22 protein-coding genes are annotated in these 23272 nt (G+C 62.4%); 10 read left to right on the top strand and 12 right to left on the bottom strand.

Features of this window, described 5'->3' with window-relative positions:
* Positions 1–160 precede the first annotated feature (160 nt).
* On the top strand, positions 161–784 hold the full coding sequence (locus G9U53_RS11525; protein WP_003944189.1) for a superoxide dismutase: 624 nt from the start codon (positions 161–163) through the stop codon (positions 782–784).
* Here G9U53_RS11525 and G9U53_RS11520 read toward each other — a convergent pair.
* The 4 genes from G9U53_RS11520 to G9U53_RS11505 form a co-directional block, all read right to left on the bottom strand.
* The gene (locus tag G9U53_RS11520) at positions 781–2130 is read right to left on the bottom strand and encodes a hypothetical protein (protein WP_081557192.1); all 1350 of its coding nucleotides are present in this window, start codon (positions 2128–2130) and stop codon (positions 781–783) included. The two genes, G9U53_RS11525 and G9U53_RS11520, sit on opposite strands and share 4 nt — an antisense overlap.
* A 43-nt stretch (positions 2131–2173) precedes the next feature.
* The gene (locus G9U53_RS11515; protein WP_165638702.1) at positions 2174–3322 is read right to left on the bottom strand and encodes an AI-2E family transporter; all 1149 of its coding nucleotides are present in this window, start codon (positions 3320–3322) and stop codon (positions 2174–2176) included.
* Positions 3312–3884 carry an HdeD family acid-resistance protein gene (locus G9U53_RS11510; RefSeq protein ID WP_003944155.1) on the bottom strand — a complete coding sequence of 191 codons (573 nt, stop codon included), beginning with the start codon at positions 3882–3884 and terminating at the stop codon, positions 3312–3314. Before G9U53_RS11510 ends, G9U53_RS11515 begins: the two co-directional genes overlap by 11 nt.
* Before the next feature lie 156 nt (positions 3885–4040).
* Positions 4041–5390: a DUF1254 domain-containing protein gene (locus tag G9U53_RS11505; protein WP_073513201.1), complete on the bottom strand. Its 1350-nt coding sequence runs from the start codon at positions 5388–5390 to the stop codon at positions 4041–4043.
* 165 nt (positions 5391–5555) lie between these two features.
* On the opposite strand from G9U53_RS11505, the gene G9U53_RS11500 reads away from it, so the two are divergent.
* Together G9U53_RS11500 and G9U53_RS11495 are read left to right on the top strand one after the other, a co-directional pair.
* A complete protein-coding gene (locus tag G9U53_RS11500; RefSeq protein WP_003944138.1) occupies positions 5556–6083 on the top strand; it encodes a hypothetical protein in 528 nt (175 codons plus the stop codon).
* Positions 6084–6377: 294 nt separating this feature from the next.
* Positions 6378–7091, top strand: coding sequence for a TMEM165/GDT1 family protein (locus tag G9U53_RS11495; protein WP_019746358.1), 714 nt, complete (start codon positions 6378–6380; stop codon positions 7089–7091).
* 3 nt (positions 7092–7094) lie between these two features.
* Here G9U53_RS11495 and G9U53_RS11490 read toward each other — a convergent pair whose 3' ends face one another.
* Positions 7095–8129, bottom strand: coding sequence for an Lrp/AsnC family transcriptional regulator (locus G9U53_RS11490; RefSeq protein WP_081557189.1), 1035 nt, complete (start codon positions 8127–8129; stop codon positions 7095–7097).
* Between the two features lie 99 nt (positions 8130–8228).
* On the opposite strand from G9U53_RS11490, the gene G9U53_RS11485 reads away from it, so the two are divergent.
* The 3 genes from G9U53_RS11485 to G9U53_RS11475 are packed head-to-tail and all read left to right on the top strand — an operon-like array spanning position 8229 to position 12198.
* Positions 8229–9437, top strand: a complete 1209-nt coding sequence (locus G9U53_RS11485; RefSeq protein ID WP_081557188.1) for an MFS transporter — start codon at positions 8229–8231, stop codon at positions 9435–9437.
* 13 nt (positions 9438–9450) lie between these two features.
* Entirely contained in the window at positions 9451–10713 is a 1263-nt protein-coding gene (locus G9U53_RS11480) for an amidohydrolase (protein ID WP_081557187.1), read from the top strand.
* Between the two features lie 33 nt (positions 10714–10746).
* A complete protein-coding gene (locus tag G9U53_RS11475; RefSeq protein WP_165638701.1) occupies positions 10747–12198 on the top strand; it encodes an amidase in 1452 nt (483 codons plus the stop codon).
* A gap of 12 nt (positions 12199–12210) precedes the next feature.
* Here the strand turns inward: G9U53_RS11475 and G9U53_RS11470 are convergent, their stop codons facing one another.
* Positions 12211–13224 carry an ABC transporter substrate-binding protein gene (locus tag G9U53_RS11470; protein ID WP_081557185.1) on the bottom strand — a complete coding sequence of 338 codons (1014 nt, stop codon included), beginning with the start codon at positions 13222–13224 and terminating at the stop codon, positions 12211–12213.
* Positions 13221–14243 (bottom strand): ABC transporter substrate-binding protein, encoded by a 1023-nt coding sequence (locus G9U53_RS11465; protein ID WP_081557184.1) that lies wholly within the window; start codon positions 14241–14243, stop codon positions 13221–13223. The genes G9U53_RS11470 and G9U53_RS11465 overlap by 4 nt, the downstream gene beginning before the upstream one ends.
* A 156-nt stretch (positions 14244–14399) precedes the next feature.
* Here G9U53_RS11465 and G9U53_RS11460 point away from each other — a divergent pair, with 156 nt between their 5' ends.
* From G9U53_RS11460 to G9U53_RS11445, 4 genes are all read left to right on the top strand, one after another.
* Entirely contained in the window at positions 14400–15122 is a 723-nt protein-coding gene (locus G9U53_RS11460; protein ID WP_007735969.1) for a GntR family transcriptional regulator, read from the top strand.
* Positions 15119–15769 (top strand): sterol desaturase family protein, encoded by a 651-nt coding sequence (locus tag G9U53_RS11455; protein ID WP_081557183.1) that lies wholly within the window; start codon positions 15119–15121, stop codon positions 15767–15769. The genes G9U53_RS11460 and G9U53_RS11455 overlap by 4 nt, the downstream gene beginning before the upstream one ends.
* 144 nt (positions 15770–15913) lie before the next feature.
* Positions 15914–16072, top strand: a complete 159-nt coding sequence (locus tag G9U53_RS11450) for a hypothetical protein (RefSeq protein ID WP_003944172.1) — start codon at positions 15914–15916, stop codon at positions 16070–16072.
* Positions 16073–16162: 90 nt separating this feature from the next.
* A complete protein-coding gene (locus tag G9U53_RS11445) occupies positions 16163–17575 on the top strand; it encodes an amidase (RefSeq protein ID WP_042453230.1) in 1413 nt (470 codons plus the stop codon).
* A 19-nt stretch (positions 17576–17594) separates the two neighbouring features.
* Here G9U53_RS11445 and G9U53_RS11440 read toward each other — a convergent pair whose 3' ends face one another.
* From G9U53_RS11440 to G9U53_RS11420, 5 genes are read right to left on the bottom strand one after another with little or no spacing between them, the layout of a single operon-like run.
* Positions 17595–19793, bottom strand: coding sequence for an acyl-CoA dehydrogenase (locus G9U53_RS11440; protein WP_054781282.1), 2199 nt, complete (start codon positions 19791–19793; stop codon positions 17595–17597).
* Positions 19794–19797: 4 nt separating this feature from the next.
* Positions 19798–20664, bottom strand: a complete 867-nt coding sequence (locus G9U53_RS11435; RefSeq protein ID WP_007735961.1) for an SDR family oxidoreductase — start codon at positions 20662–20664, stop codon at positions 19798–19800.
* 41 nt (positions 20665–20705) lie between these two features.
* Positions 20706–21581 carry a MaoC/PaaZ C-terminal domain-containing protein gene (locus tag G9U53_RS11430; protein ID WP_058038075.1) on the bottom strand — a complete coding sequence of 292 codons (876 nt, stop codon included), beginning with the start codon at positions 21579–21581 and terminating at the stop codon, positions 20706–20708.
* 7 nt (positions 21582–21588) lie between these two features.
* Complete coding sequence (locus G9U53_RS11425) at positions 21589–22020, bottom strand: SRPBCC family protein (protein ID WP_030535858.1); 432 nt, start codon at positions 22018–22020, stop codon at positions 21589–21591.
* A 42-nt stretch (positions 22021–22062) separates the two neighbouring features.
* A complete protein-coding gene (locus tag G9U53_RS11420) occupies positions 22063–23253 on the bottom strand; it encodes a lipid-transfer protein (RefSeq protein WP_007735955.1) in 1191 nt (396 codons plus the stop codon).
* Between the last annotated feature and the right edge of the window lie 19 nt (positions 23254–23272).

Here is a 23272-nt window from a genome sequence, read left to right as displayed (position 1 = left end):
TGATTACTACCTGAGCCGGACTGTTGCGGACGGTGTACGAATGTTATTGGGTGGAAACCCGAAGAATGATTTGCACATACGCGAGTGACGTCACGCCGTGACCGGTGATCGACGCACTCTAAAGCACCAGGGCTCACCAGCCCGCAAAGAAGGGACCCTCGTGTCTGTTTACACGCTGCCGGAACTCCCCTACGACTACGCAGCCCTCGAGCCGCACATCTCGGGCAAGATCATGGAGCTGCATCACGACAAGCACCACGCGGCTTACGTTGCCGGTGCCAACGCTGCACTCGAGAAGCTGGCCGAGGCTCGTGAGAACGACACCATCGCAGCGCAGGCCAACCTGCTCGAGAAGAACCTGGCGTTCCACCTCGGTGGCCACACCAACCACACCGTTTTCTGGAACAACCTCAGCGCTGACGGTGGCGACAAGCCCGAAGGTGAACTCGCCGCAGCGATCGACGACAACTTCGGTTCGTTCGATCTCTTCCGCGCTCACTTCTCCGCGAACGCCAACGCCATCCAGGGCTCCGGCTGGTCCATCCTCGCGTGGGACTCGATCGGACAGCGTCTGATCATCGTCCAGCTCTACGATCAGCAGGGCAACATCTCCATCGGCCTCACGCCGCTGCTGCTCCTCGACATGTGGGAGCACGCTTTCTACCTCGACTACCAGAACGTCAAGGGCGACTACGTCAAGGCATTCTGGAACATCGTCAACTGGAACGACGTTTCGGCTCGCTTCGACCGTGCACGTACCCAGACCGCAGGTCTGATCGTCTAGTCACGCTCTTCTTTCGAACGGCGGCGCCTCACCAGGGGCGCCGCCGTTCGTGTCAGCAGAGCACCACCGAGCAGGACCGTCGTGGCTCCGAAGACCAATGCCAGTGTGCGAGTTCCGGAGTCACCGCTGCTCGCGGTGGTCTGATTCACGGCCACCGGATCCGACAGCACCGAGGTCAGCTGAACCTGCTGCGGGGTGGTCATCGCGGGAATACCGGATTTTGCGCCGTCGAGGCCCGTGACCAGTGACTTGGCGATTCCTTGCAGCGTCGTGAATCCCTGGGTGATCTGATCGGTCACGTCACCGAGCATCTGCGGCGCCTGATCAGCGATGGGAATGAGGCCGTCGTTCAATTGTCCGGCAGCACTGCTCAGTTGATCGCTCGCGCCTTGCAGCTGCCCGACAGCGGTGCGGACTAGATCACCGAGCTCCGTATCGGGCCCGACCGAGCCACCCAACAGCGCCGGAACGGTGCCCAATTGCGCATTCAGCGCACCGAGATCCGAACTCACACCGGCCAGTTGCGCTGTCACGTCAGGCGGGATAGGAAGGCCGTTCAGCGCAGTCTGCAGCGTGTCGATTCGTGTCTTCAGTTCCGCGGTCGAGGACGACGCCTCCCCAAGCGTCAGGCCCAGTGAGTCCGCGCGCGTGGCCAGCTCTTCCGTCGACCCCGACGCCTGATCGACAACACCGGACACCTGATCCGCGACGCTCATCAGCTCCAACGCCCCGGACCGTGCGGTCTCGAGGTACGGCAGCAGAGTGCCTGCGCCTGCTTTCACCTGATCGATGGACTTTCCGGCCTCGTTGGTTCCGGCGACCAGAATCTGCGCGGTGGTGAGGTTTTGATCGATCGAGCGTCTGGCGGCCGACGTCTGAGCCAGCAGGCCCTTGATGCCGTCCGCGCCGACCTGCGCCGACACGGCCCGAGTCAACTCGGCCGCCTTCTCCGAATCCGAGCCCTTCACCTCGAGGTCGACGCTCGCCTGCCGTGGATCCATGCCGAACATCGACGCGACGGTTTCGCTGAAGTCCTCCGGCACGGTCAACGTCGCGAAGTAGTTCCCGCCGGGGTTGTCGACCACTTGGAAGTCGAAGTCTTCGTTCTTGCCCAACGTGTCCACCAGCGTGTCGCCGGCCCGAAGTTCCTTGCCGTCGAGCGTGGTTCCCGCGTCGGCGTTCACGATCGCGACGGTGTTCGAGGTGTCGGCACCGCCCGCGAAGATCACGAACCCGATCCCCGCCACCGCAGCCGCGACGATCGCGGCCACACCACCGACTGCCAGCCGTCGACCGAGTCGTGACGGCCGGCGATGGGAGTTTTCTGTGGTGTTCTCGGCGCTCATGGGCGAGACGATAAAGCAACAACTTGTAGAAACACTGAGAGCCCTAGCCTGCGGGCGTGGCCGGCTTCTCAGACTCCTCTGGTTCCTCCTTCGGCATGTCCCGAGGGCCACTGATCAGGATGTCGGCCCAGCGCGTGGCTGGGTCGATATCGAGCAGGACGGCCTTCACCAACAACGAGAGCGGGATCGCCAACAGCGCTCCGAGCGCCCCGAGAACCCACGACCAGAAGACAAGTGAGAGGAACGTCATCGTCACCGACAGTCCGACGGCGTCGCCGACGAACTTGGGTTGGATGATGGACTGGATCACGAAGTTGATGACGGAGTAGACGACGATCACCCACAGCATCAGCCACGGCCCGCCCTGCAACAGTCCCAGGAGCGCCGGTGGAATCACGCCGATGACGAACCCGATGTTGGGGATGTAGTTGGTGATGAAGGACAGCAACGCCCACAGGACGGGCAGCTGAATGCCCATGAGCCACAGCGCGCCACCGTCGAGTACCGCCACGATGAGACCGAAGACCGTCGAGACCACCAGGTATTTGCGAGTTCCGGCGGCAAAGGTGGAGAGCGCGTAGGAGATTTCGGGACGTTGCTCGGACAACACATGCAACCGCGAGCGGATGCTCATGCCGTCGAAGGCCATGAACAGCAACAACGCGAGAATGAACACCAGATCCGACAGGATGCCGAGCTGGCCCTCCAGCCCGCTTTCGAGTACGCCCACAACCTTCGTGAGATCGACACTGCTGAGCGTGCTTTGGATCTGTTCGGTGCTCACTCCGAAGTCGGCCAACTTGTCGCGGCCCTCGTTGAGGAGGTTGGTCATCTCCTCGGAGTACTGCGGCAGGATCGTCGCCAACTGGGCCGTCGACACGACCAACGACGCCGCCAACCCGAGCAGGATCAAGTACACGGTGACCAGTGAGCCGAGCATCCCGACCCACTTGGGCCACCCTCGGCGCTGTGACCAATCCTGAATGGGCTGAACGGCAATCGTCAGCACCAGGGCCAGGAATACCGGTCCGAGGATGCCGCCGAACACCTTCATTCCGCCGACGGCGACCACGGTGGCGGCAATACCGAGCAGGACGATCAAACCGCGCGGGATCGACCAGTTCTCGCTACCGGACAGCGTGGGGATCGGAGTGGGAGCCTCGACGGCCGGCTTTCCCTTCTTAGAGAACACCGGCTTCCTTTGCCCGGCTCCTGATCTGGAATGCTCCCACGATCATGAAGAGGCCGAACAGGATTGCGTACCAACCCAACAACCAGATGAGGCTGATGATGCCTTCGCCGGGCGCGATGAGAAGAATGATGCCGAAGATGACAGCAAGCACCGATGCGGCGAGCAACCATCCCCAACTGGATCCGGGCAGCGCCTTCATCTTGAAGGCGCCGACAATTCCGAAGATTCCGAACATGATGGCGTAGAAGGCAATTATGTACAGCAGCACCAGCGCAGTGATGCCCGGCCAGACCAGCGCGACGATGCCGGCTCCGACCGAGACGACGCCCGTGAACACCCACCAACCCCACGAGCTCAGATGCTCGCGGTCCCGGATGGCGCGAACTATCGTGATCAAACCGTCGGCGATGGAGTAGATACCGAACAGGAAAACCAAGGCCACCACGGTAATTCCCGGCCACACGAGCGCGATGATTCCGAAGATCACGCCGAAGATTCCGCGGATCAGGATCATCCACCAGATCTCTTTGCCGTACTGCACGAACGGATTCTGCGTGACCATCAGTAGCCTCCGAAACAAGCGGGTGTCTCTGACCGATTCAACAGCTCTTCAAACAGGGCAGTACCGACAGATCGTATGACTCTTGTGACCTTTCCGCCCATCGAAACGCGCGGCTGATACCGAGTTGTGCTCTTCGGGTACGAAGCGAGGGGACTTTCAGCCTGCTTCTCGAATACTTGCTTCTCGAATACCGGGCGCAGTCCACGATCCCGACAGCACTGCCGCCTTCGGCCAGTACAGGCGCAGAAAGACGTTGAAGTCGCCGGACGGAGCCGGCAGCCAGTTCCGCTCCTTCTCACCACCAGGGGATTCGTGCTGGAGATAGATGTCGAGGGAACCGTCGTCGGCAAACACCAGATCGCTTCGATCGCCAATCGCGTATCGGTCGATCGGGTTGTCCACGAAGAACTGCCGCTCGTTCATCATCGTGAGCGACCAGAAGCCCTCGACCGGTGGCAGCTCGTCCTTCTCGAAGTGCAGGACGTACTTCTTCGCCCCGGTCAGCGGCTTCCCGTCGACGTCCGTCGTGGCATGCGGGTACACGGCATCAGCGTCGAGATTGGCCCCGAAACCGAGCCAGACGATCAGAGCCCGCTGAGCGTAATGGGTTCCGTAGTGCCCCAAGCCGCGGTGCATCGTCCAGCCGTTCTTCGGACTGCCCTCGGCCTCTTCGGCGATCTCGCTCAGCACGTCCATACCGGTTCGCGCAGCTCTATCGAGGGCATCACGTACCTCCTGCGGACGCGACTTCCAGGGCAAGGAGGAGCCGATTCCTATGTCGGACAGTTGTTTCATCATCTCGGTGTCCTCCGGACGCGGAGGATTGTCGTCGAGAAGTGCGTCGAGTCTGGTGAAGAATGCCTCGCCGTCCATGGCGGCCACCTGGTCCACCGGCGGCGTCCGCGTGTCGACGGCAGGGTTCACCGGCATTTCACCGGGCGTGTAGTCCTGCGGGTCACCCGTCCACTCCGACAGAGGAGTGAGTCGCGTCCGGTCCTGCAGGCTGTGCACTTCTGCCAGGTCCGTTCCCCCCGACGTCGCGTAGCGGGCGACTATCCAGTTCATCGCCGTCGGAGACCGCAGCAGCGTCAAACCCTTGGGCACGTTGCCTTTCCAATTCGGCCCGGCCACCAGGTACGGTCCCCCGGTCCGCCCGACTGTCCGAGATCCCGGAACCGTGAACACGTCGCTCCACGCGTCGAGGATGGGGACCAGCCAGTACCGGGTGCCGAAGTCCGGCAGTGAGAGCACCTGCGGTTCCGTCGACACGTCCAGCCACCCCGACGAGTAGAGAGTGTCCGCGTTGGGCGAGACGACATCGGTGAAGGTCGCATCGGGCGTCGTACGCGCGTAGGCGAACTGGTTGAGCGGGGCTTTCATCGCCACCGGCGAAGGCACCGCCGTCATGACGTCCCGCGATACCGCAGCAATCAACAGGGGATATCCGAAGATCCACGCCTGCGTTGCCAGGTCTTCCAGCCGAGAACGGTTCTTCGACAGAGTCATGCCTGCGCATACCACCGCCCTCACCAGCGCAAACCTGGCTGGCACTCTCCCTCTCTTGTGTGCCAGTACCGAATGGGTGCATATTTCGATTACCCAACGAGGTGTGCCGGACCGACGCATGCGCGTCTGCCCGAGATTTGCCCCAGCACCGAGGGAGGAACAGAAATGAACAGAAACGAAGCAATAGGCATTTCTCCGTTCCAAGCCGCTGGGTCTTTGCAGGGGTTCGTCATTTCCGGTCGTTGGCCGGACACCACCCAGGAGTGGGCGCAGCTTCTCGCATTGGCTGTCCGCGTGGCCTCGATGCCAGGTTTGTTGCCGACCACGACGGTCTTCGGGGTCCGTGAAGACGTTCCCGAAGATCCGCAGCCGGGCACCGTCGGTCTGGTGGTCGCCGAAGGTCCGGTACTCGGCGATTTCGCCTTGACACCCGGCCGTTTCTCCGACCATCAGCCACCGGCGCTGATCATGCTGCACCCACCGTCGGAAACCACGCCCAGCCTGCCGGAATGCGAGGGCAGCGCGTCGGGGTGCGTACTGCTGCCAGGCCTTCCCTATCTGGGTTTGGAGCATCGTGCGGCGTGGGTCGAGGCTGAGCCGGACGGCACAGTCGTCTCCATGATCAGTCGTGTCGGCATCGATCCGATCAGCGATCCCGACACCGCTGTTTTGGCCATGCTCCTCGCCTCGTGACGGCCCCGGTAAGCGATAAGTTCGGACTCCCAAACTTGCTGTGCGCTTTGCCAATTCGTTTCAGGCGCGCTAACGTGGGCAGCAACGAAGGGGAGTAGCCCCCAATCGCCCGTGTCGACATACTGGTTCGACGCGCTCCGCCTGGTGCGGATCGCGAAGCACCCGGCCTGGCGAACCGAAGGTCCTGTGGCCTCGGTGGGCGAGACCTTCGGCCGGACAAGCGCACCCACTGCGCCTGCCCAGGCCGGAGGCTCGCATTTTTCCTCCGACCTACACCGACCGGAGGAGTAAATCTTGCTTGCCGCAATACTTTTGAGTTTCGGCGTCATTTTTGTCGCAGAACTCGGTGACAAGTCCCAACTGATGGCAATGACGTTTGCCTTGCGCTATCGCTGGTGGGTCGTCCTCGGCGGAATCACCGTCGCCACCACCCTTGTTCACCTCGTCTCGGTCGCCGTCGGCCACTACCTGGGCGTCGCCCTCCCCACCGCGGCGATTTCCATCGTCGGCGGTATCGCTTTCCTGATCTTCGGCCTCTGGACCTTGCGCGGTGACGATCTCACCGACGACGAGCAGAACAAGGCCGGTCGCGTCACGCGATCCGCCTTCATCGCCGTCGCCTCGGCCTTCTTCCTGGCAGAACTCGGCGACAAGACCATGCTCGCCACCATCACCCTTGCGACTGACAACGACTGGATCGGCGTCTGGATCGGGTCGACGGTAGGCATGGTGGCGGCCGACGCTCTCGCCATCATCGTCGGCTCGGTGCTGGGCAAGCACCTTCCGGACGGATTCATCAAGATCGGCGCCGCGGTGCTGTTCTTCGTCTTCGGTGTCTGGCTGCTGCTCGAGGGCATCTTCCCCGACTCGTCGGCCGGCATCATCGGCGGTGGCGTTGTCCTGGCAGTGTCCGTACTGGGTGCGCTGGCACGGATGATCTGGAAGCGCTCCCGTGCGACCGACTCCGATACACACCTCGTCGACGACAATCGGACGCCGATCGACTGACGCTCAACGAATAACGTCGCCGGCGCCCCAAATTGCGACCGGGACATGACCTTCCGCCACTCCGCTCGGTCCGAGTAGCTGCCCGAACCGCTTCATCGGGTACAGCGAGACACGTCGATCGAGGATCCGCACACTACCGATTCGGCGGAGTCGATCCTCGACGACAAGACTCTGCGCGAGGCTGCTCAGCCACACGCTGATCAACATGTTCGCTGTTCCGGTAGTCGCCACCAACAATCTGATCTCCGGCCAACTCGACACAAGATTGCCGAGTTCGTCGGTGGAACCGTCCACAGCGACATCGAAGATCACTTCGAACGGTGAACCGACAGCCTGTTGCGAGACATCGCAGCGGAAAATCAACTGTCGCGATGCAGTCAGCTGGGCCAAGCGCCGTCGAATCGCAGTCTCGTTCGTTCCACAAATCGCGGCGAGACGCGCATAGCTGGCACGTCCGTCACGGCCGAGCGCCTCCAACAGGGCACCGTCGGACTCGCGGAACTCTGTCGGATCTGCCGGCACCGCAGCGCCCTTTGTCGATGCCGTTGCCAGCTGAGCCCGACCCGCTTGCCCCAGAGCGCCCGGCTCCCAGCTGAACCCGTCCCGGTACACCTTCACCCCGACCCGGCTTCTGATCGACAGAATTCCAGGATCGGCGGCAAGGTGCTCACACACCAGGGCGTCCAGACTCTTGTGGTCGGCGGCCACGACTCCGACGAAATACTCGTACTCGCCTTCCGTCCTGGCCAACAGATAGGCACAGGAGAGTTGACGTAACAGCTCCCCCACGTCGGCAACGGAATCCTGTGTGGTCCTGATCAGGAGATAGCCGAATATGTGGGTTCGACCGATTGCGACCGCGTTGACCCACGAATGACCGTTCGAGACGAGGCGACGCCACCGGCGGGCGATCGTCGTCGAATCCCTGTCGAGCACTGACGACAACTGCGTCCACGACGCGCGGGGGTTGAGCTGAAGTGCATTGATGATCTCCAGATCAGATTCCGCGATCACGAATGTGTCGGATTCCGGCTTCATTGGGCCAGTATTGCCGGATTACTGCATTCTGGTCGGTGATCCCTGCCTGTTTGCCAAAGATGTGTGAATCACTTCACAGGTTCACCACTTGGAGGCCCAGTGCTTCGCTCCACCAAAGTCACGGTCGCGTTGCTGTTCGTCGCGTACGCGATCGACTACATAGATCGGCTGGCGATCAACCTCGCTCTCCCCTTGCTCGGTGAGGAGTTCGATCTCGACTACTCCCAGCGTGGATTGATCATCTCCACGTTCTTCATTGCATACACGCTGGCCCAACTGCCTGGTGGACTGCTCGCCGATCGATACGGCGCAGTCCGGATGGCTCTGATCGGGTTGGTGGCGTGGAGTGTCTTCACCGGCCTCACTGCCCTTGCCTGGTCGTTCGGGACGCTTCTGATTGTTCGCTTTCTCTTCGGTCTCGCGCAGGGCGTGTTTCCGGCCGCTGCAGTAAAGCTCGTTGCCGAGCGGAGCGTCCCGGAGCAACGTGCCACTGCCACAGGATGGATGAACAGTTCCAACGCCGTCGGTACGCTTCTCGCCATCGTTGTTGCGGCAGCTCTTCTCCCGTTGATCGGCTGGCGTGGGATGTTTCTGGCCGTCGCGGCGCTCGGTGTACTCTCGCTCGTCAGCATCAAGTTGTGGCTCCCGCCGGCACTTCCGGCGGAGAACGACCACGGTCCGGATTCCTCCTGGGACAACATGCGCACCGTACTTCGCTCCCGCGCGATGTGGCTCTTCGCCTTGATGTTCTTCGGATACGACTTCGTGATCTGGGGGATGTCGTCGTGGGTGCCGTCGTACCTCCATGACGAACGTGGAATCGCCCTCTCGAGTGCAAGCCTCCTTCTCATCCCGGCTACCGTGGTGGCCGCCGTGACCACCGTCTTCGGCGGGCGAATCTCCGATCGGCTGGCTGGCAACAGTCGTGTCGTCGTGGTGCCGTCCATGCTCGCGTGCATCGTGATGCTCGTTTCGATTCCTTTCGTCTCCAACACGGCCTTGTTCGTCGTTCTCGTCACCCTCGGATCTGCCGCTGCCTCTTTCGCTTTCATGCCGTGTTTTGCACTGCCCCTGCGGGCTCTGCCTTCTTCGGTGGTCGGGGCCGCGTCGTCGATGATCATTTTCGGCGGCATGGTCGCCGGAATAGTCGCACCGCTTGTATTCGGATTCATCGTGGACCATCTCTCCTGGTCAGCGGCGTTCGTATCGCTCGCACTCGGGCCCGTCGTGGCGATCGTCGCGGTCATGGCAGCACCACAAACCCGGGAAAAGATGCTGAACCTGGTGCAACTGAAAACCGCCAACTGAAAGAAGATCAACCATGAATCAACTGCTTTCGAATCTCGAGTTCGGAGACCCGTCGCGGTTGCGAACCGTCGAGCCGCACTGGTTCGAGCTCTACCGGGACCTACACGCACACCCCGAGTTGTCCGGCGACGAAACTCGCACCGCCGCAATTGTTGCCGAGGAAGTTCGGCGAATCGGTGGCTGGGACGTCACGGTCGGAGTCGGCGGTACGGGTGTCGTCGGTGTTCTCGAAGGGAGCAGCGGTCCGGTGATCCTGCTACGCGCCGACATGGACGCGTTGCCGGTGGCAGAAGACACCGGGCTGTCCTACGCCTCCAGAACTGATGGAGTCATGCATGCGTGTGGCCACGATGTCCACGTAACCGCGCTACTTGCCACGTGCGCAGCACTTTCCGCGGATCCGACATCGATCACCGGGACTGTTGTCGCGGTCTTCCAGCCTGCTGAGGAGACCGGCTCCGGCGCTCGTGCGATGGTCGACGACGGAATCTTCGACCGCTTCCCGCGACCGGACCTCTGCCTGGGACAGCACGTAGGCCCGACTCCGGCGGGGATGTTGGTCAGCAAACCCGACATCTTGATGGCAGCATCCGACACGATACGAGTGGTCTTTCACGGCCGTGGCGGACACGCGTCCTCACCGTACGCATGCATCGACCCTTTGTTGATGGCAGCGTCTTTCGCGCTGCGCATTCAAAGTCTGGTGGCTCATGAAGCGGCAACCCCGACAGCACCGGTGCTCACGGTGGGAGCCTTGCACGCCGGCACAGCTGCGAACATCATTGCCGACGACGCCGAACTGCTACTCAGCCTGCGAACTTTCAGTGCATCGTCGCGAGATCACATGCTCGAATCGGTGGGCCGGATCGCTCGCGCAGAAGCTGACGGGGCAGGCGCCACCGACGCGCCGGACGTTCATGCGTACAACAGCTTTCCAGCCACGGTCAACACTCCGGACGCCACGTCCACGGTGATGTCCGACCTGCGACAGGCCGGCTTGGGAATGCATACTCTGTCACAACCACTTTCGGGTAGCGAGGACTTCGGCATCTTCGGCACTGCCGCCCAATGCCCCTCCGTATTCTGGCATTTCGGCGGAACGGCACTTCAAAGTTTCGACGGAACCGCCCTTGCCGCGCTCGCCGAGGGACGGATACCACCCGGCACGCCGTCGAATCATTCGCCGCGCTTCGCCCCAGATCCCGCCGCGGCCCTACCCGAAGGTGTCACAGCCATGACCGCGGCCGCGCTGGGAGCCCTTGCGCGGAGCGCGTGATTCCCACACATACTGTCCCAGGGAGATAACGTCATGTCAGACGAACTGCACTACCTCAGCGCCACCGAAGCCATTGCTCACTTTCGCGCGCGGGAATTGTCTCCGGTCGAACTGCTACAGGCAATCATCGACCGAACTCAGAAGTTCGAACCTCACATCAATGCCTTCACCGAAGAGATGTTCGACGAGGCACTCGCAGGCGCCCGGGATGCCGAGAGCCGGTATCGCGGCCAAGGACCCGACCCGCGGCCACTGGAGGGAATTCCGGTAGCTGCCAAGGAAAAACACGCTATTGCCGGAAAGTCGCTGACCGAAGGCTCTCTGGCAGGGCGCGGCAACATCGCCCGCGAGAACGCACCGGTGATCGACCGAGTTCTGGCAGCAGGCGGCCTGATTCACGCACGCACGACGACACCGGAATTCTGCGTCGCGGCGTTCACACACTCTCCTTTGTGGGGCGTGACCCGTAATCCCTGGAACCTCGATTACAGCCCCGGAGGTTCATCCGGCGGAGCCGGCGCCGCACTGGCCGCCGGAACTACTACTCTGGCAACAGCATCCGACATCGGCGGGTCGACAAGAGGCCCGGCAGGCTTTACCGGCACCGTCGGTCTCAAGGCCTCGTACGGGCGTATCGCCGGGGTCGCCCCGCTGTCCATGGATTCTTACCGTGGCGACGGTCCCATGGCCCGAACTGTTGACGACGCAATTCTTTTGGCCAACGTTCTGATCGGGCCGGATCCGCGTGACCATTTTTCGCTGAAGCCGGCGATCACGCTGCCACACGAGTACCCGTCGGTCGAGGGAATGCGAATTGCCCTGTGCCTGCGGCTCGGTGACTTCCCCATCGAACCTGACATCGAGGCGAACACCCGGGCTCTCGCACAGTCGTTGGTCGATGCCGGCGCGATCGTCGAGGAGATCGAGTTGCCGTGGACTCGTGATTCGATGGCAGCAGCGGTGAAAGTCCATTTCGGAACGATCATGGGTGCATCCGTCGCGGAAGTTGCTCGCGTCCACGGTGATCTTCTTGCCGACTACACGCTCGACAACGTCGCGATCACGTCGAAGGGCGCTGCGGAAATGTCATTTCTGGACGGCCTTCGCAAGGAAACCCAAATGCAACGAGAGCTCGCCGAGGCGATGGCTCCCTTCGATGCGCTGATCTGCCCGACTTCGGGCACCATCGCCTTCCCGGCAGGCGAGTCTTTGCTCGACGGCCTCACTGTGGCGGGTCAGCACGTGAATAACACCGCCGAAGCACTTCTCACATTGCCGTTCAACGTCGCCAATCGGTGCCCCGTATTGGCGGTGCCGAGTGGACACGCACACAACGGCGTTCCCACGGGCGTCCAGATCGTCGGCCATACGTACGACGAACCGACCGTGTTCCGGATCGGCAAAGCACTGGAGAAGATCCGCCCGTGGGCATACACCGACCAGCATCAACCGAAGCTGAATGTGGTGACGCCGGCGTCCTCTTGATTGCTGAGGAGATCAGAGCTTGGCTCTGATCTCCTCAGCGATCGGCTGGAACTGCTCGAGGAATGTCAGGGCCCAACCGAAGGACGCGACGCCCTCGTAGTCGAACGAGTACACCTGATCATTCTTGACGGCGCGCAGACGCTGGAAGATGGTGTCGTTCGCCAACTTCTCGTTGATGGGGCCCTTGCCACTGTTGGTGATGATGACGTCGGCCTCGTCGAGTAGCTCCAACTGCTCCTTCGGGAACCACTCGTTGCTGCCGGCGGGAATTGCGAGCGAACGGTCGTTGAACTGGAACCCGGCCTCGCTGATGACCGTCGTCTGATACTTGGTCGGCGAGTACAGCGAGAAACCACTCTCCTCGAAGTACGTGGTGTAGACGACCTTCACCTTGCTCAGCACATCAGCGTTGTCGCTGCGGAACTTGGCGATCCGCGCCTCGTACCGATCTGCCAACTCTTGAACCTTCGCGCTCTGGTTCAGCGCGTCCGCGACTCCGAAGGCGCGCTCCTTCCATGCGTACTGCCCGTCTTCGGCAAAAACCGCGGTCGGTGCGATCGACCGGATCTGCTCGTAAAGATCCGGGTTGTTCTCCGACAGCAGGTTGGTCATCACGATCAGGTCGGGAGACAAAGCCGCTATCGCCTCGGCGTTGGGCTCGTACCAGCGTCCCACCTTCGGGAGAGACCGCAGAGCGGACGCATAGGGTTCCGGGACGCCGTCGGCGTTCTCGTAGTCGACCGGCAATCCGACCGGTGTGAACCCGGCGTCGAACATCGCGGGGCCCGTGTAGTAATCGGCGCTGACCACCCGTTGCGGGTTGGTGGGCACTTCCACCTGCCCCAGAGCCGTGTTGATGGTGCGCATCGAACCCTCGGCCGATTCACCGGAGCTGGTTCCACAGGCCGTGAGCAATCCGATCCCCGCCAAGGCACCGGCTCCGAGGAAACCGCGTCGGGTAAGTGCTGCGGTGATGCGAGCGAATTCGGCATCGGTGTCAGCGCTGGGCAATAGAAATGATGTCATGAAAGTGCCTCCAAAGCGCCGGTTTCGAGTTCGTTGAGCCAATTGATTGCAGTGCCGTAGTCGGTGACCTGAGTGCTGATTCCGAATACCCGGCCCGAAGCTGCTGCCGGAATGCGGCTCCACAGCGGGCTGGCGAAGACGGATTTCATTCCTGCAGAATCAGTTCCGTTCGGCTGCTTCGGGTAGATGACGACGGTGACGTCCCGCAGCATTTCGAGTTGTTCGAGCGGGAAGGCTTCGAAGCCGGTGGCTGGGCGCAGGTCCGGGATGAATTCGCCGCGGGTCACGTTCAGGTCGGCGAGCATCGCGCCGGTCACTCCGGTTGGATACAAGATGGAGAAGTGCCCTTCCGAACCACCGATAGCAACCTGGGCCCACCGATTCTCGCCAAGCTGCGCGGCGTATTCGGTGCGGATTCGCTCTTGCATCGCCTGATACTTCTCACGATTCGACGTCAGTGCCGAACCCTTGTTGACCGCGTCTGCGACACCCTCGGCGACAGCGCGCCAATCCGATCGGTTCGTGCCCGAATACACCGCTGTCGGAGCAATTTTCGAGAGCTCGCGGAACATGTCCTCGTCGATCTCGTACGCATCGCCGACAATGAGATCAGGCGCGGCAGCCACGACGGCTTCGCGGTTGACCTCGAGGAAAACCCCCACCGTGGACAAGCCGTCGATGAACTTCTGCTGTGTTGGGGTGAACTGGTCGATGTACGCGCTGTAGTCGAGCGTCGCGACGGGTCGGGCGCCGACGGCTTGCAACTGCCACGGGGTGTTGTAGGAGACGGCGACGATGCGCTGCGGATCAACGGGAACATCCACGGGTCCGTAATGCGTCTGCACCGTCCGAGTTTCGCCTTCCGCACCGCCACCGCCGTCCTCACTGCTGCATCCGGCAAGGGCGAGCATGGACAGTGCGGCGGCACTTCCGCCCAGAAAGCCGCGTCGGGTCAAGGCCGCGGTGATGCGAGCGAACTCTGCGTCGGTGTCTAGCGTCGGTAACAGGAGAGGTGTCATGGGCTTCCTGACGGTATTCCGAATTAGGGTCGCCTAAAATTACTCTCACCTGCGCCGTTACGGTGAAGCTTGTTGGCCAAGGGGTATCTCTTTCACGCCAGTGCGCAACTGGTAATACCACTTGACCTCTCACCAGCAAGCGCTTAAGGTCGGTACATGTTCCAACCCGTTGCACGTACCTCGGCCTCCGGCGCAGTCTTCGATCAGATATCGGTGAAAGTGCTGGCCGGAGAGCTGGCTGCGGGTGAGGCACTACCCAGCGAGCGCAAGCTCGCCGAGGCATTCGGCGTCTCGCGGCCCGCAGTCCGCGAGGCAATTCAGAAGCTCGCCCAGGCCGGACTCGTCGAGGTCCGCCAGGGCGAGTCCACGTCGGTGCGCGATTTTCGACGCCAGGCCGGACCCGAACTTCTCCCCCAGCTGCTGGTGCGCGACGGCGTCCCCGACCTGAGCGTGGTGCGCAGCGTGCTGGAAACTCGCGAGTTGATGGGACCGCAGATCGCTGTGCTGGCCGCCCGTCGCATCTCCGCGGAATCCGCCCGAGAACTCGACACGGCCGTTGATCAACTAGGCGCCACCGAAGATCCAGTGGAGTTGCAAGACCGCGCTCTGGCGTTCTGGGACGTCGTCGTCGACAGCGCAGATTCCATTGCCTTCCGTTTAATCTTCAACAGCCTTCGGGCTGCATACGAGCCGGCTATGACTGCACTTGCATCCGTCATGGTCGCCGAAGTCGGCCAGACCGACCTGTATCGAAAACTGGCCTCCGCCATCACTTCACACGACGAGCCAACTGCCGAGGCGTCAGCCGCACAGCTCCTTCACACCGGCACGACGGCAATCGGCGACGCTCTCACCTTCCTGGAAGGACTGAAACCATGAGCAAGCCTCTTACTCTCGCCGATGCGGCACGGACGTTCCGCAAGTCACCGACGCCGTGGATGATCGGCACCATGCTGCTGGCCGCCGCGGCGGCGCGCATCGCAGTGGGCAACTGGCAGATCACCGACGCCCTCGTTCCGCTCGTGATGCTTGCCGCATTCCCCTTCGTGGAGTGGATCATTCACGTCTTCGTTCTCCATTGGAAGCCGCGAAACATTGCCGGCGTCACACTCGATTCACGGCTGGCGCGCAGCCATCGGGAACACCACTTTGCGCCGCGAACCGTCTCACTCATCTTCATCCCGTGGCAGACGCTCCTGATCGTGATTCCCGTTCTGACAGCCGTCGCCCTCCTGGCATTTCCCCGCGTCGAACTCGGTCTGACGTTCCTGACCTGCATTTCCCTGCTCGGCCTCGGTTACGAGTGGACACATTTCCTCATCCACAGTGACTACAAGCCGAAAACTGCTCTCTACCGGTCGGTTTGGCGCAATCACCGCAACCACCACTTCAAGAACGAGCACTACTGGTTCACCGTCACCACCGCGGGAACTGCCGATCGCGTACTGGGCACGTACCCCGATCCCAAATCCGTCGAGACCTCCCCGACAGCCAAGAACCTGCACGGCGCAGCGTCCAAGCTGTGAAGGAAGACCGGTTCCTGGCCCCCAGCTGGCAATGAACTTGAACTTGACTGTGTATCAGCAATTTTCGTTGAAACTCGTCAGAACCGTGCTTAGTGTCGATGGAGTCAGAAGTTCGAAAAACGCTGTAACCGAAGGACACAACACATGTTCAACGATGTATTCAACAACGTGATCCACCCGATGGTCACGAACTTCCAGCAGTTGGGCCCCCAGCAGTTCATTCCGCAGCAGTTCATCCCCCAGGGAGTGTTCCAGCAGGCGCCGCAGGCGGCCGAGCAGGCAGTGACGATCTTCGGTAGCTGATACCGCAATCCACAGATAGCGCCACTCAGGGGTCGTCCGTCCAATATGCTGGACGGACGACCTGAGTGCCTCCGCCTGACAAGGATCCCCATGACCGCGAACACCCCCATCCACGCTTTCACCGACGACGCCCTGGGCGACCTCGACGCCACCGGCGTCGCCGCCCGGATCGAATCGGGTGAGGTGACCGCACGGGAAGTCATGGAGGCATCGATCGCCCGCGCCGAGGCAGTGCAGGGGCAATTGAACGGTCTGGCCTGCACTGATTTCGATCGTGCCCTCGCCAGGAGCAACCGGCCCGCCAAGGGCGTCTTTGCCGGTGTCCCCACCGCGATCAAGGACAACACCGACAGCGCCGGCCTTCCCACCCAGCAGGGCAGTACCGCCTTCACCGCGATCCCCGCCAAAGCCGACAGCGATTTCGCGAAGCAGTTCCTCTCCACCGGGGCCATTTCGATCGGCAAGACCCGACTGCCCGAGTTCGGATTCAGTGCGTCCACCGAATACATGACGGAAGAACCCGTGCACAACCCGTGGAATCCGGCGTACTCGTCGGGCGCTTCCTCGGGAGGCGCAGCCGCGCTTGTTGCTGCCGGCGTACTCCCGATCGCGCACGCCAACGACGGCGGTGGATCGATTCGCATTCCCGCCGCTGCCTGCGGACTCGTCGGACTCAAACCCACTCGCGGACGCACCATCGCCGATCCGGCCGACAAGTCGATGCCGATCCGGTTGATCGCCCAGGGCGCCGTTACTCGCACTGTTCGCGACACTGCACGATGGATGTCTGCGGCTGAGAACTACTACCGCAATCCGCGACTCGCACCGGTTCGCTTGATCGAAGGACCCAGCTCAACCCGCCTGCGCGTCGGCGTGATCGCCGATTCCGTCACCGTCACCAAGACGGACGACGAGACGCGCAAGTCCGTCGAAGCTACGGCCGAACTCCTTGCAAGCCTTGGCCATCATGTCGAGGACGCAGCACTGCCCGTCGGCCCCGAATTCATCGACGACTTCAGCATTTACTGGGGCTTTCTGTCGTTTGCCATCTCCACCGGTGGCAAACAAATGCTCGGACCCGACTTCGACAAGTCCGGCACCGACAATCTCACCAAGGGCCTCTACACGCTGTACCGGAAGAACCTGGTGAAGACGCCGCGCGTGCTCTACCGTCTGCGACGGCTCCAGCAGCAATACAGCGCCATGTTCTTGAAGTACGACGTCGTGCTCTCGCCGGCCCTGGGGCACACCACCCCCGAGCTGGGATACCTCTCTCCCGCTCAGCCTTTCGAGGAACTCTTCGACAAGCTGATCGCGTACACATCGTTCACGCCACTGAACAACATCTCCGGAGGTCCCGCGATTTCGCTACCGATGCATCAGACCAGCAACGGTTTGCCGTTGGCTGCGCATTTCTCCGCCGATCTCGGCGACGAGCGCACGCTCCTCGAATTGGCCTTCGAACTGGAAGAGGCTCAGCCCTGGAGAAGAATCCAGGACTGAGCCTCGCCGGTAAATACCCTCAGTCTCGCGGCAATCCGAGCATGCGCTCACCGATCACGTTGAGTTGCACCTCGGTTGTGCCACCGTAGATCGTGGTGGCACGGCCCGAAATGAGTTGCTCCATCGCCTTGTCGCTTGGCTGACCTGGGATGCTGACCGCTCCGGCAGCACCCAGTTCGGCGACGACGAACTCGGCGATCGACTGGCTGATCTTCATCGCCAACAGCTTGCCGACGCTCGACGTCGTACTCACGTCGATTCCCGAAAGTTGCTTGAGCACAACGCGGGAACCGATGAGATCGATCGCCTGACTCTCCGCAACCAGCTCGCCGACACGGTAGCGTCCGATCGGGCTCAGGTCTGCCGACTTCGCGAACTTCAGCAGATCGGAGTCCGAGGCGTACGCCTCCATCTTCTGGCTGAGCGCGACGCGCTCGCCGGCCAGCGTCGTCCGGGCGACGTTCCACCCGTCGTTGACCTCACCGACCACGTTCTCGTCGGGGATGAACACGTCGTCGAGGAACACCTCGTTGAACAACGCCGAGCCCGTCATCTCACGCAGCGGGCGGACGGTGATGCCCGGTGTCGACATATCGAGCACGAAGTAGGTGATGCCCTGATGCTTCGGCTTGGTGGCGTCCGTGCGGGCGATCAGCATTGCCCAGTCGGAGAACTGCGCAACCGTGGTCCAGATCTTCTGACCGGTGATCTTCCAACCGCCGTCGACCTTTTCGGCCTTCGTGGACAATGACGCAAGGTCGGAACCAGCACCGGGCTCGCTGAAGAGCTGGCACCACACCAGCTCACCCTGCAGGGTAGGCACGGCCAGCTCTTGCTTCTGCTTGTCCGAACCATGTGCCACGACGGCCTGCACTGCCCACGTTCCCATCAGAAGCTGCGGCATCGAGATACCGGCAGCCTTGATTTCCTGGGAGATGACGATCTGCTCGAGCGGAGCGGCGCCGCGCCCGTACGGCTTCGGCAGGTGAGGCTGAACCCAGCCGCCGTCGCCGAGCGCGATCAGCTGGTCGTCCTCGTCGAGCTCGACCAACTTGGCAAGCTCGGCCGCGATGCCGCCGCGGATCTCCTCTGCCTCCGGCGGCAGTTCGAGAACCGAAGCCCGGCTGACACCGTCAAGTGCCTGCTGCGCAACACGGTTGGCACGATCCTCGCGGGTACCGAGAATGCCGCGGATCGAGAGCGCGCGCCGGTAGTACAGGTGGGCGTCGTGCTCCCACGTGAAGCCGATGCCGCCGTGGACCTGCACACAATCCTGCGCTACCTGCACTGCGGCGTCCGGCACGATGACTGCTGCGATATCGGCGGCAAAATCTGCCGTGTCGTCGCCCTTGTCCAATGCGCTTGCCGCATCCCACACAACGGCGCGTGCCTGCTCGAGCGCAATGCCCATCTGCGCACACTTGTGCTTGACGCCCTGGAACTGGCCGATGGGTCGCCCGAACTGCACGCGTGTCTTGGCGTACTCCGACGCAGTGGAAACGCACCAGGACATGACGCCGACGTCTTCGGCGCCGAGAACGACTGCGGCAATGGACCGTACCCGCGCCTCGGTGAGACCGTCGAGTATCCGTTCGGCGCTGATCTGAGCATTGTCAGCTTCGATCCGCGCACTACCGCGCAGCACGTCGATGCTGTCCTGAACGGTGATCGCGACTGCGCTGCTCTCGAGCACCGCGTAGCGAACGCCCTCGGGCAACTGGATCGGAACCAGCAGTACGTCGGCGTGCTCACCACCGAGCACACCGTCGAGTGCGCCCGTGATCTTGTACCCACCGTCCGACGACTCGGCCGCCAACGGTGCACCCAAGGCGACTGCTGCCGTACGACTTCCGTCGATCAGACCGGGCAGGAACTCGGGTCCCGCCTTGGAATCGGCGACACCGAGAACGGCACTTGCCAATACCGTCGGAACGAACGGGCCGGGAGAGACTGTGCGGCCCAATGCTTCCAGTGCCACCGCCAAGGTCAGCAGGCCGGCGCCGTGACCACCTTGCTCTTCCGGAACCGCGAGCCCGAGAAGGTCCTGCCCGACGAGTGCCGTCCAGAACTGGGGGAACTTGTCCTCGGTCCGCGACTCCACGGCCGCGCGCACCTGCTCGGTGGTGATGGTGCGCTCGGCGAAGGAGCGCACCGAATCTGCAAGCGCGGTGTGCTCCTCACTCAGCCCGAGACCGAGTTCGTATGCGTTGCGTGCCATACGCTTACAGTCGTTCTGCGAGGTCGGCGGTGGTCCAGGGACCCTCGCTCTCGATGGTGTTCACACCGTGCCAGCCGGCGAGTTCCGTGATGGCCCCACCCTGAACGGCATACACCTTGCCGGTGAGCTTGCAGTCCGCCGCCGCGAGATAAGCCACGAGCGGCGAGATGTTTGACGGCGCAAACGCATCGAACTCACCCTCGGGGACCTCGGCCGCGAAGAGCGCACCCATACCGGGTGTCGCCAGCGTCAGTCGAGTACGCGCGATCGGCGCAATTGCGTTGACGCGCACGCCGTATCGATCGAGCTCGTCAGCGGCCACCAAAGTCAGAGCTGCGATGCCCGCCTTGGCGGCACCGTAGTTGCCCTGGCCCGCATTGGGCATGAAAGTACCCGAAGCCGAAGCAGTGTTGATGACCGAAGCGTTGACGGTCTCGCCTGCCTTGCTCTGGTCCTTCCAGTATGCGGCAGCGTGGTGCAGTGTCGCGGCGTGCCCTTTGAGGTGCACGGCAATGACTGCGTCCCACTGGCTCTCGTCCATACCCGCGATGAAGGCGTCACGAAGAATGCCGGCGTTGTTGACCAGGACGTCGAGTCGGCCGAACTCACTGACGGCCTGCTTGACGAGGCCCTCGGCACCGTCCCAGGTGGCGATGTTGTCGGTGTTGGCAACGGCCTTGCCGCCTGCGGCAACGATCTCGTCGACTACCTGCTGCGCGGGGCCGGCATCTGCACCGGAACCGTCGTTTGCGCCGCCGAGGTCGTTGACCACGACGCTCGCACCCTCACGAGCGAAGAGCAGCGCATGCTCACGGCCGATGCCGCGTCCTGCTCCGGTGATGATCGCTACGCGACCGTCGAGACTTCCCATCAGTTCAGATTCCCATCAGTTCAGTTGTCGGACATGAAGACTCATTTGTCGGCGATGACCGCGAGGCCGTCCTTGATCACGAGGTCGCCGACCGCACTGGTTTCGTACGAGTACGACGTGGCTCCGTCTGCCGAACTCGACTTGTAGAACACCGTCTCGATGTCCTGGGTCGGGAGTACGGGTTTCGCGAATCGCACTGCGAGACGACGCAACCGCTCGGTCTCGCCGCCTGCCAGTTCGGTCAGGGCTCCCCACGACGTGAACGCCATCGTGCACAGTCCGTGGTTGATGATTCCGGGGAGCCCGGACATCCTAGCGATCTCCTCGTCAAGGTGGATCGGCATCGGATCGCCGGAAGCCGGTGAGTACCGGAACGTCTGGTCCTCGTCGATATGCTGGTTCACCACCGCTGCGGGTCTACCAGCGCGAAGAGCGTCGTCGAATCGGTGTTCGGGAGCCTTCTCGCCCAGTCCGGGGCCCGCGTCGACCTTGCGGAAGAACGCTGTCATCCATTGCTCGTTGACCAATTCACCCTTGTCGGTTTTGGTTTCGACGTAGATGACGACGGTGGACCCGTTGTCCCGGCCCTCGAATCCGATGGGCTTGGCGCGAGCGACCAGATGGTCGCCAGGGTAGATCGGACGGTGGAACAGGAAGTCCTGCTCACCGTGAACGAGCTTCATCAGCAGTTCGACCGGCGCCACCGACAGCGCAGCGGGTGCCATCGACATGAAGACGGGTACCACCGCGAAGACCGGCGGAGCGATCTCGCCTTTCAGGTGTCGCTCGATGGGGTCGTTGGTGGCAGCGGCATATTCGGCGATGCGCTCGGCTGTCACCTCGAAGTGCTCCGGATCGGTCCATACGTCCAGCCCGGACGTATCGAATTCGACCGCGTTGGTCTTCGGTGTCGTCATCGAGCCGTTACCCGACCAGCTCGGCGAACTTGGCCAGCGAGGCCTCGAGATCAGCCTTGGCGTTCTTGGCAACTGCCTTGCCGATCGGCCCGACGATCATGGTGCCCTTGAAGCTGGCGTCGACGGTTGCCTTCGAGCCCGCACCGTCGGCCTCGACCGAGAGGATGAATTCGACGGTGACGCCGGCCATTCCGGTTCCGGCGATCTTGACCATCTTCGGAACCTCGACCTCTTCGACGGTCCACTCGATCTTGTTGGCCATACCCATCACCGAGACGACCTCGGTGAACTTGGCGCCCAAAGCCACCTCGGTGGGGAGTTCACTCTTCCAGCCCTGGTGAATGGTGAGCCACTCTTCCCAGCGAGACAGATCGGAGAGCGCATCCCAGGTCTTCTCGGGGGATGCGGGCAGTACGGCGGAGACGGAAACGGAAGCCATGATGAAACTCCTAGTGGGTAGCTAGCGGGTTGAGGGTGTGATTCAGCGTGCGTAGGGCTTGTATGCGGTCACGACAACTGCACCGCCGAGTCCGATGTTGTGCTGGAGGGCGACCTTCGCGCCGTCGACCTGACGCTTGTCCGCGGTTCCGCGGAGCTGCCAGGTGAGTTCGGCGCACTGCGCGAGGCCTGTTGCTCCGAGGGGGTGGCCCTTCGAGATGAGGCCGCCGGACGGGTTGACCACCCAGCGTCCGCCGTAGGTGGTGTCGTCGGCGTCGACGAGCTTGCCGCCGTCACCTTCGGCGCACAGTCCAAGTGCCTCGTAGGTCAGCAACTCGTTAGTGGAGAAGCAGTCGTGGAGTTCGATGACGTCGACGTCGTCGGCGGTGATCCCGGCCTGGGCGTATACCTTCTCGGCGGCCTTGCGGGTCATGTCTGCGCCGACGAGGCTGATGGCGCTCTTGTCCTCGAAAGTGCTGTTCATGTCGGTGACCATGGCCTGCCCGACGATCTCGATCGCCTGAGCAGCGAGGCCGTGCTTCTCGACGAATGCTTCGCTGGCGATGATCGCCGCGCCGGATCCGTCCGAGGTAGGCGAGCACTGGAGCTTGGTGAGCGGCCCGTGGATCTGGCGTGCTTCGAGGATCTGCTCGAGGGTGTACTCGTCCTGGAACTGGGCATACGGGTTGTTCAGCGAGTGCTTGTGGTTCTTGACGGCGATCTTCGCGAACTGCTCGGCAGTGGTTCCGAAGCGTTCCATGTGCTCGACGCCGGCCGCGCCGAACATGTACGGAGCGGGCGGCATCGCGAACTCCTGCAGTTCGGCGAGAGCGAGGAGGTGGCGCATGAGTGGCTGTTCACGGTCGTCGTAGGTGGATCCGAGGGACCCGGACTGCATCTTCTCGAAGCCCAGCGCCAGTGCGCAGTCGGCCTGGCCACTCTTGACTGCCTGCGTGGCGAGGTAGAGCGCGGTCGATCCCGTCGAACAGTTGTTGTTCACGTTGACGATGGGGATACCTGTCAGACCGAGCTCGTAGACAGCGCGCTGACCTGCGGTGGACTCGCCGTAGACGTAGCCGACGTATGCCTGCTCGACCTCGGTGTAGTCGATACCCGCGTCTTCGAGCGCCTTGGTACCCGACTCGCGTGCCATGTCGGGGTAGTCCCACTCGCGGGCTCCCGGCTTCTCGAACTTCGTCATGCCGACGCCGACGACAAAAACCCTGTTACTCATTGCCACTCCTGAAGAGAAC

The organism is Rhodococcus sp. D-46 (genome assembly GCF_011290655.1).
Taxonomy (GTDB): Bacteria; Actinomycetota; Actinomycetes; order Mycobacteriales; family Mycobacteriaceae; genus Rhodococcus_F; species Rhodococcus_F qingshengii.
The sequence above is the reverse complement of the archived record's forward strand: the minus strand, read 5'-3'. Positions and strand labels throughout refer to the sequence as shown.

Bases quoted from the DNA above. Each gene is read 5' to 3' on its own strand.
- G9U53_RS11520 (WP_081557192.1), bottom strand. From the start codon at position 2,130: ATGAGCGCCGAGAACACCACAGAAAACTCCCATCGCCGGCCGTCACGA.
- G9U53_RS11510 (WP_003944155.1), bottom strand. From the start codon at position 3,884: ATGGTCACGCAGAATCCGTTCGTGCAGTACGGCAAAGAGATCTGGTGG.
- G9U53_RS11505 (WP_073513201.1), bottom strand. From the start codon at position 5,390: ATGACTCTGTCGAAGAACCGTTCTCGGCTGGAAGACCTGGCAACGCAG.
- G9U53_RS11500 (WP_003944138.1), top strand. From the start codon at position 5,556: ATGAACAGAAACGAAGCAATAGGCATTTCTCCGTTCCAAGCCGCTGGG.
- G9U53_RS11490 (WP_081557189.1), bottom strand. From the start codon at position 8,129: ATGAAGCCGGAATCCGACACATTCGTGATCGCGGAATCTGATCTGGAG.
- G9U53_RS11480 (WP_081557187.1), top strand. From the start codon at position 9,451: ATGAATCAACTGCTTTCGAATCTCGAGTTCGGAGACCCGTCGCGGTTG.
- G9U53_RS11475 (WP_165638701.1), top strand. From the start codon at position 10,747: ATGTCAGACGAACTGCACTACCTCAGCGCCACCGAAGCCATTGCTCAC.
- G9U53_RS11470 (WP_081557185.1), bottom strand. From the start codon at position 13,224: ATGACATCATTTCTATTGCCCAGCGCTGACACCGATGCCGAATTCGCT.
- G9U53_RS11465 (WP_081557184.1), bottom strand. From the start codon at position 14,243: ATGACACCTCTCCTGTTACCGACGCTAGACACCGACGCAGAGTTCGCT.
- G9U53_RS11460 (WP_007735969.1), top strand. From the start codon at position 14,400: ATGTTCCAACCCGTTGCACGTACCTCGGCCTCCGGCGCAGTCTTCGAT.
- G9U53_RS11455 (WP_081557183.1), top strand. From the start codon at position 15,119: ATGAGCAAGCCTCTTACTCTCGCCGATGCGGCACGGACGTTCCGCAAG.
- G9U53_RS11450 (WP_003944172.1), top strand. From the start codon at position 15,914: ATGTTCAACGATGTATTCAACAACGTGATCCACCCGATGGTCACGAAC.
- G9U53_RS11445 (WP_042453230.1), top strand. From the start codon at position 16,163: ATGACCGCGAACACCCCCATCCACGCTTTCACCGACGACGCCCTGGGC.
- G9U53_RS11440 (WP_054781282.1), bottom strand. From the start codon at position 19,793: ATGGCACGCAACGCATACGAACTCGGTCTCGGGCTGAGTGAGGAGCAC.
- G9U53_RS11435 (WP_007735961.1), bottom strand. From the start codon at position 20,664: ATGGGAAGTCTCGACGGTCGCGTAGCGATCATCACCGGAGCAGGACGC.
- G9U53_RS11430 (WP_058038075.1), bottom strand. From the start codon at position 21,581: ATGACGACACCGAAGACCAACGCGGTCGAATTCGATACGTCCGGGCTG.
- G9U53_RS11425 (WP_030535858.1), bottom strand. From the start codon at position 22,020: ATGGCTTCCGTTTCCGTCTCCGCCGTACTGCCCGCATCCCCCGAGAAG.
- G9U53_RS11420 (WP_007735955.1), bottom strand. From the start codon at position 23,253: ATGAGTAACAGGGTTTTTGTCGTCGGCGTCGGCATGACGAAGTTCGAG.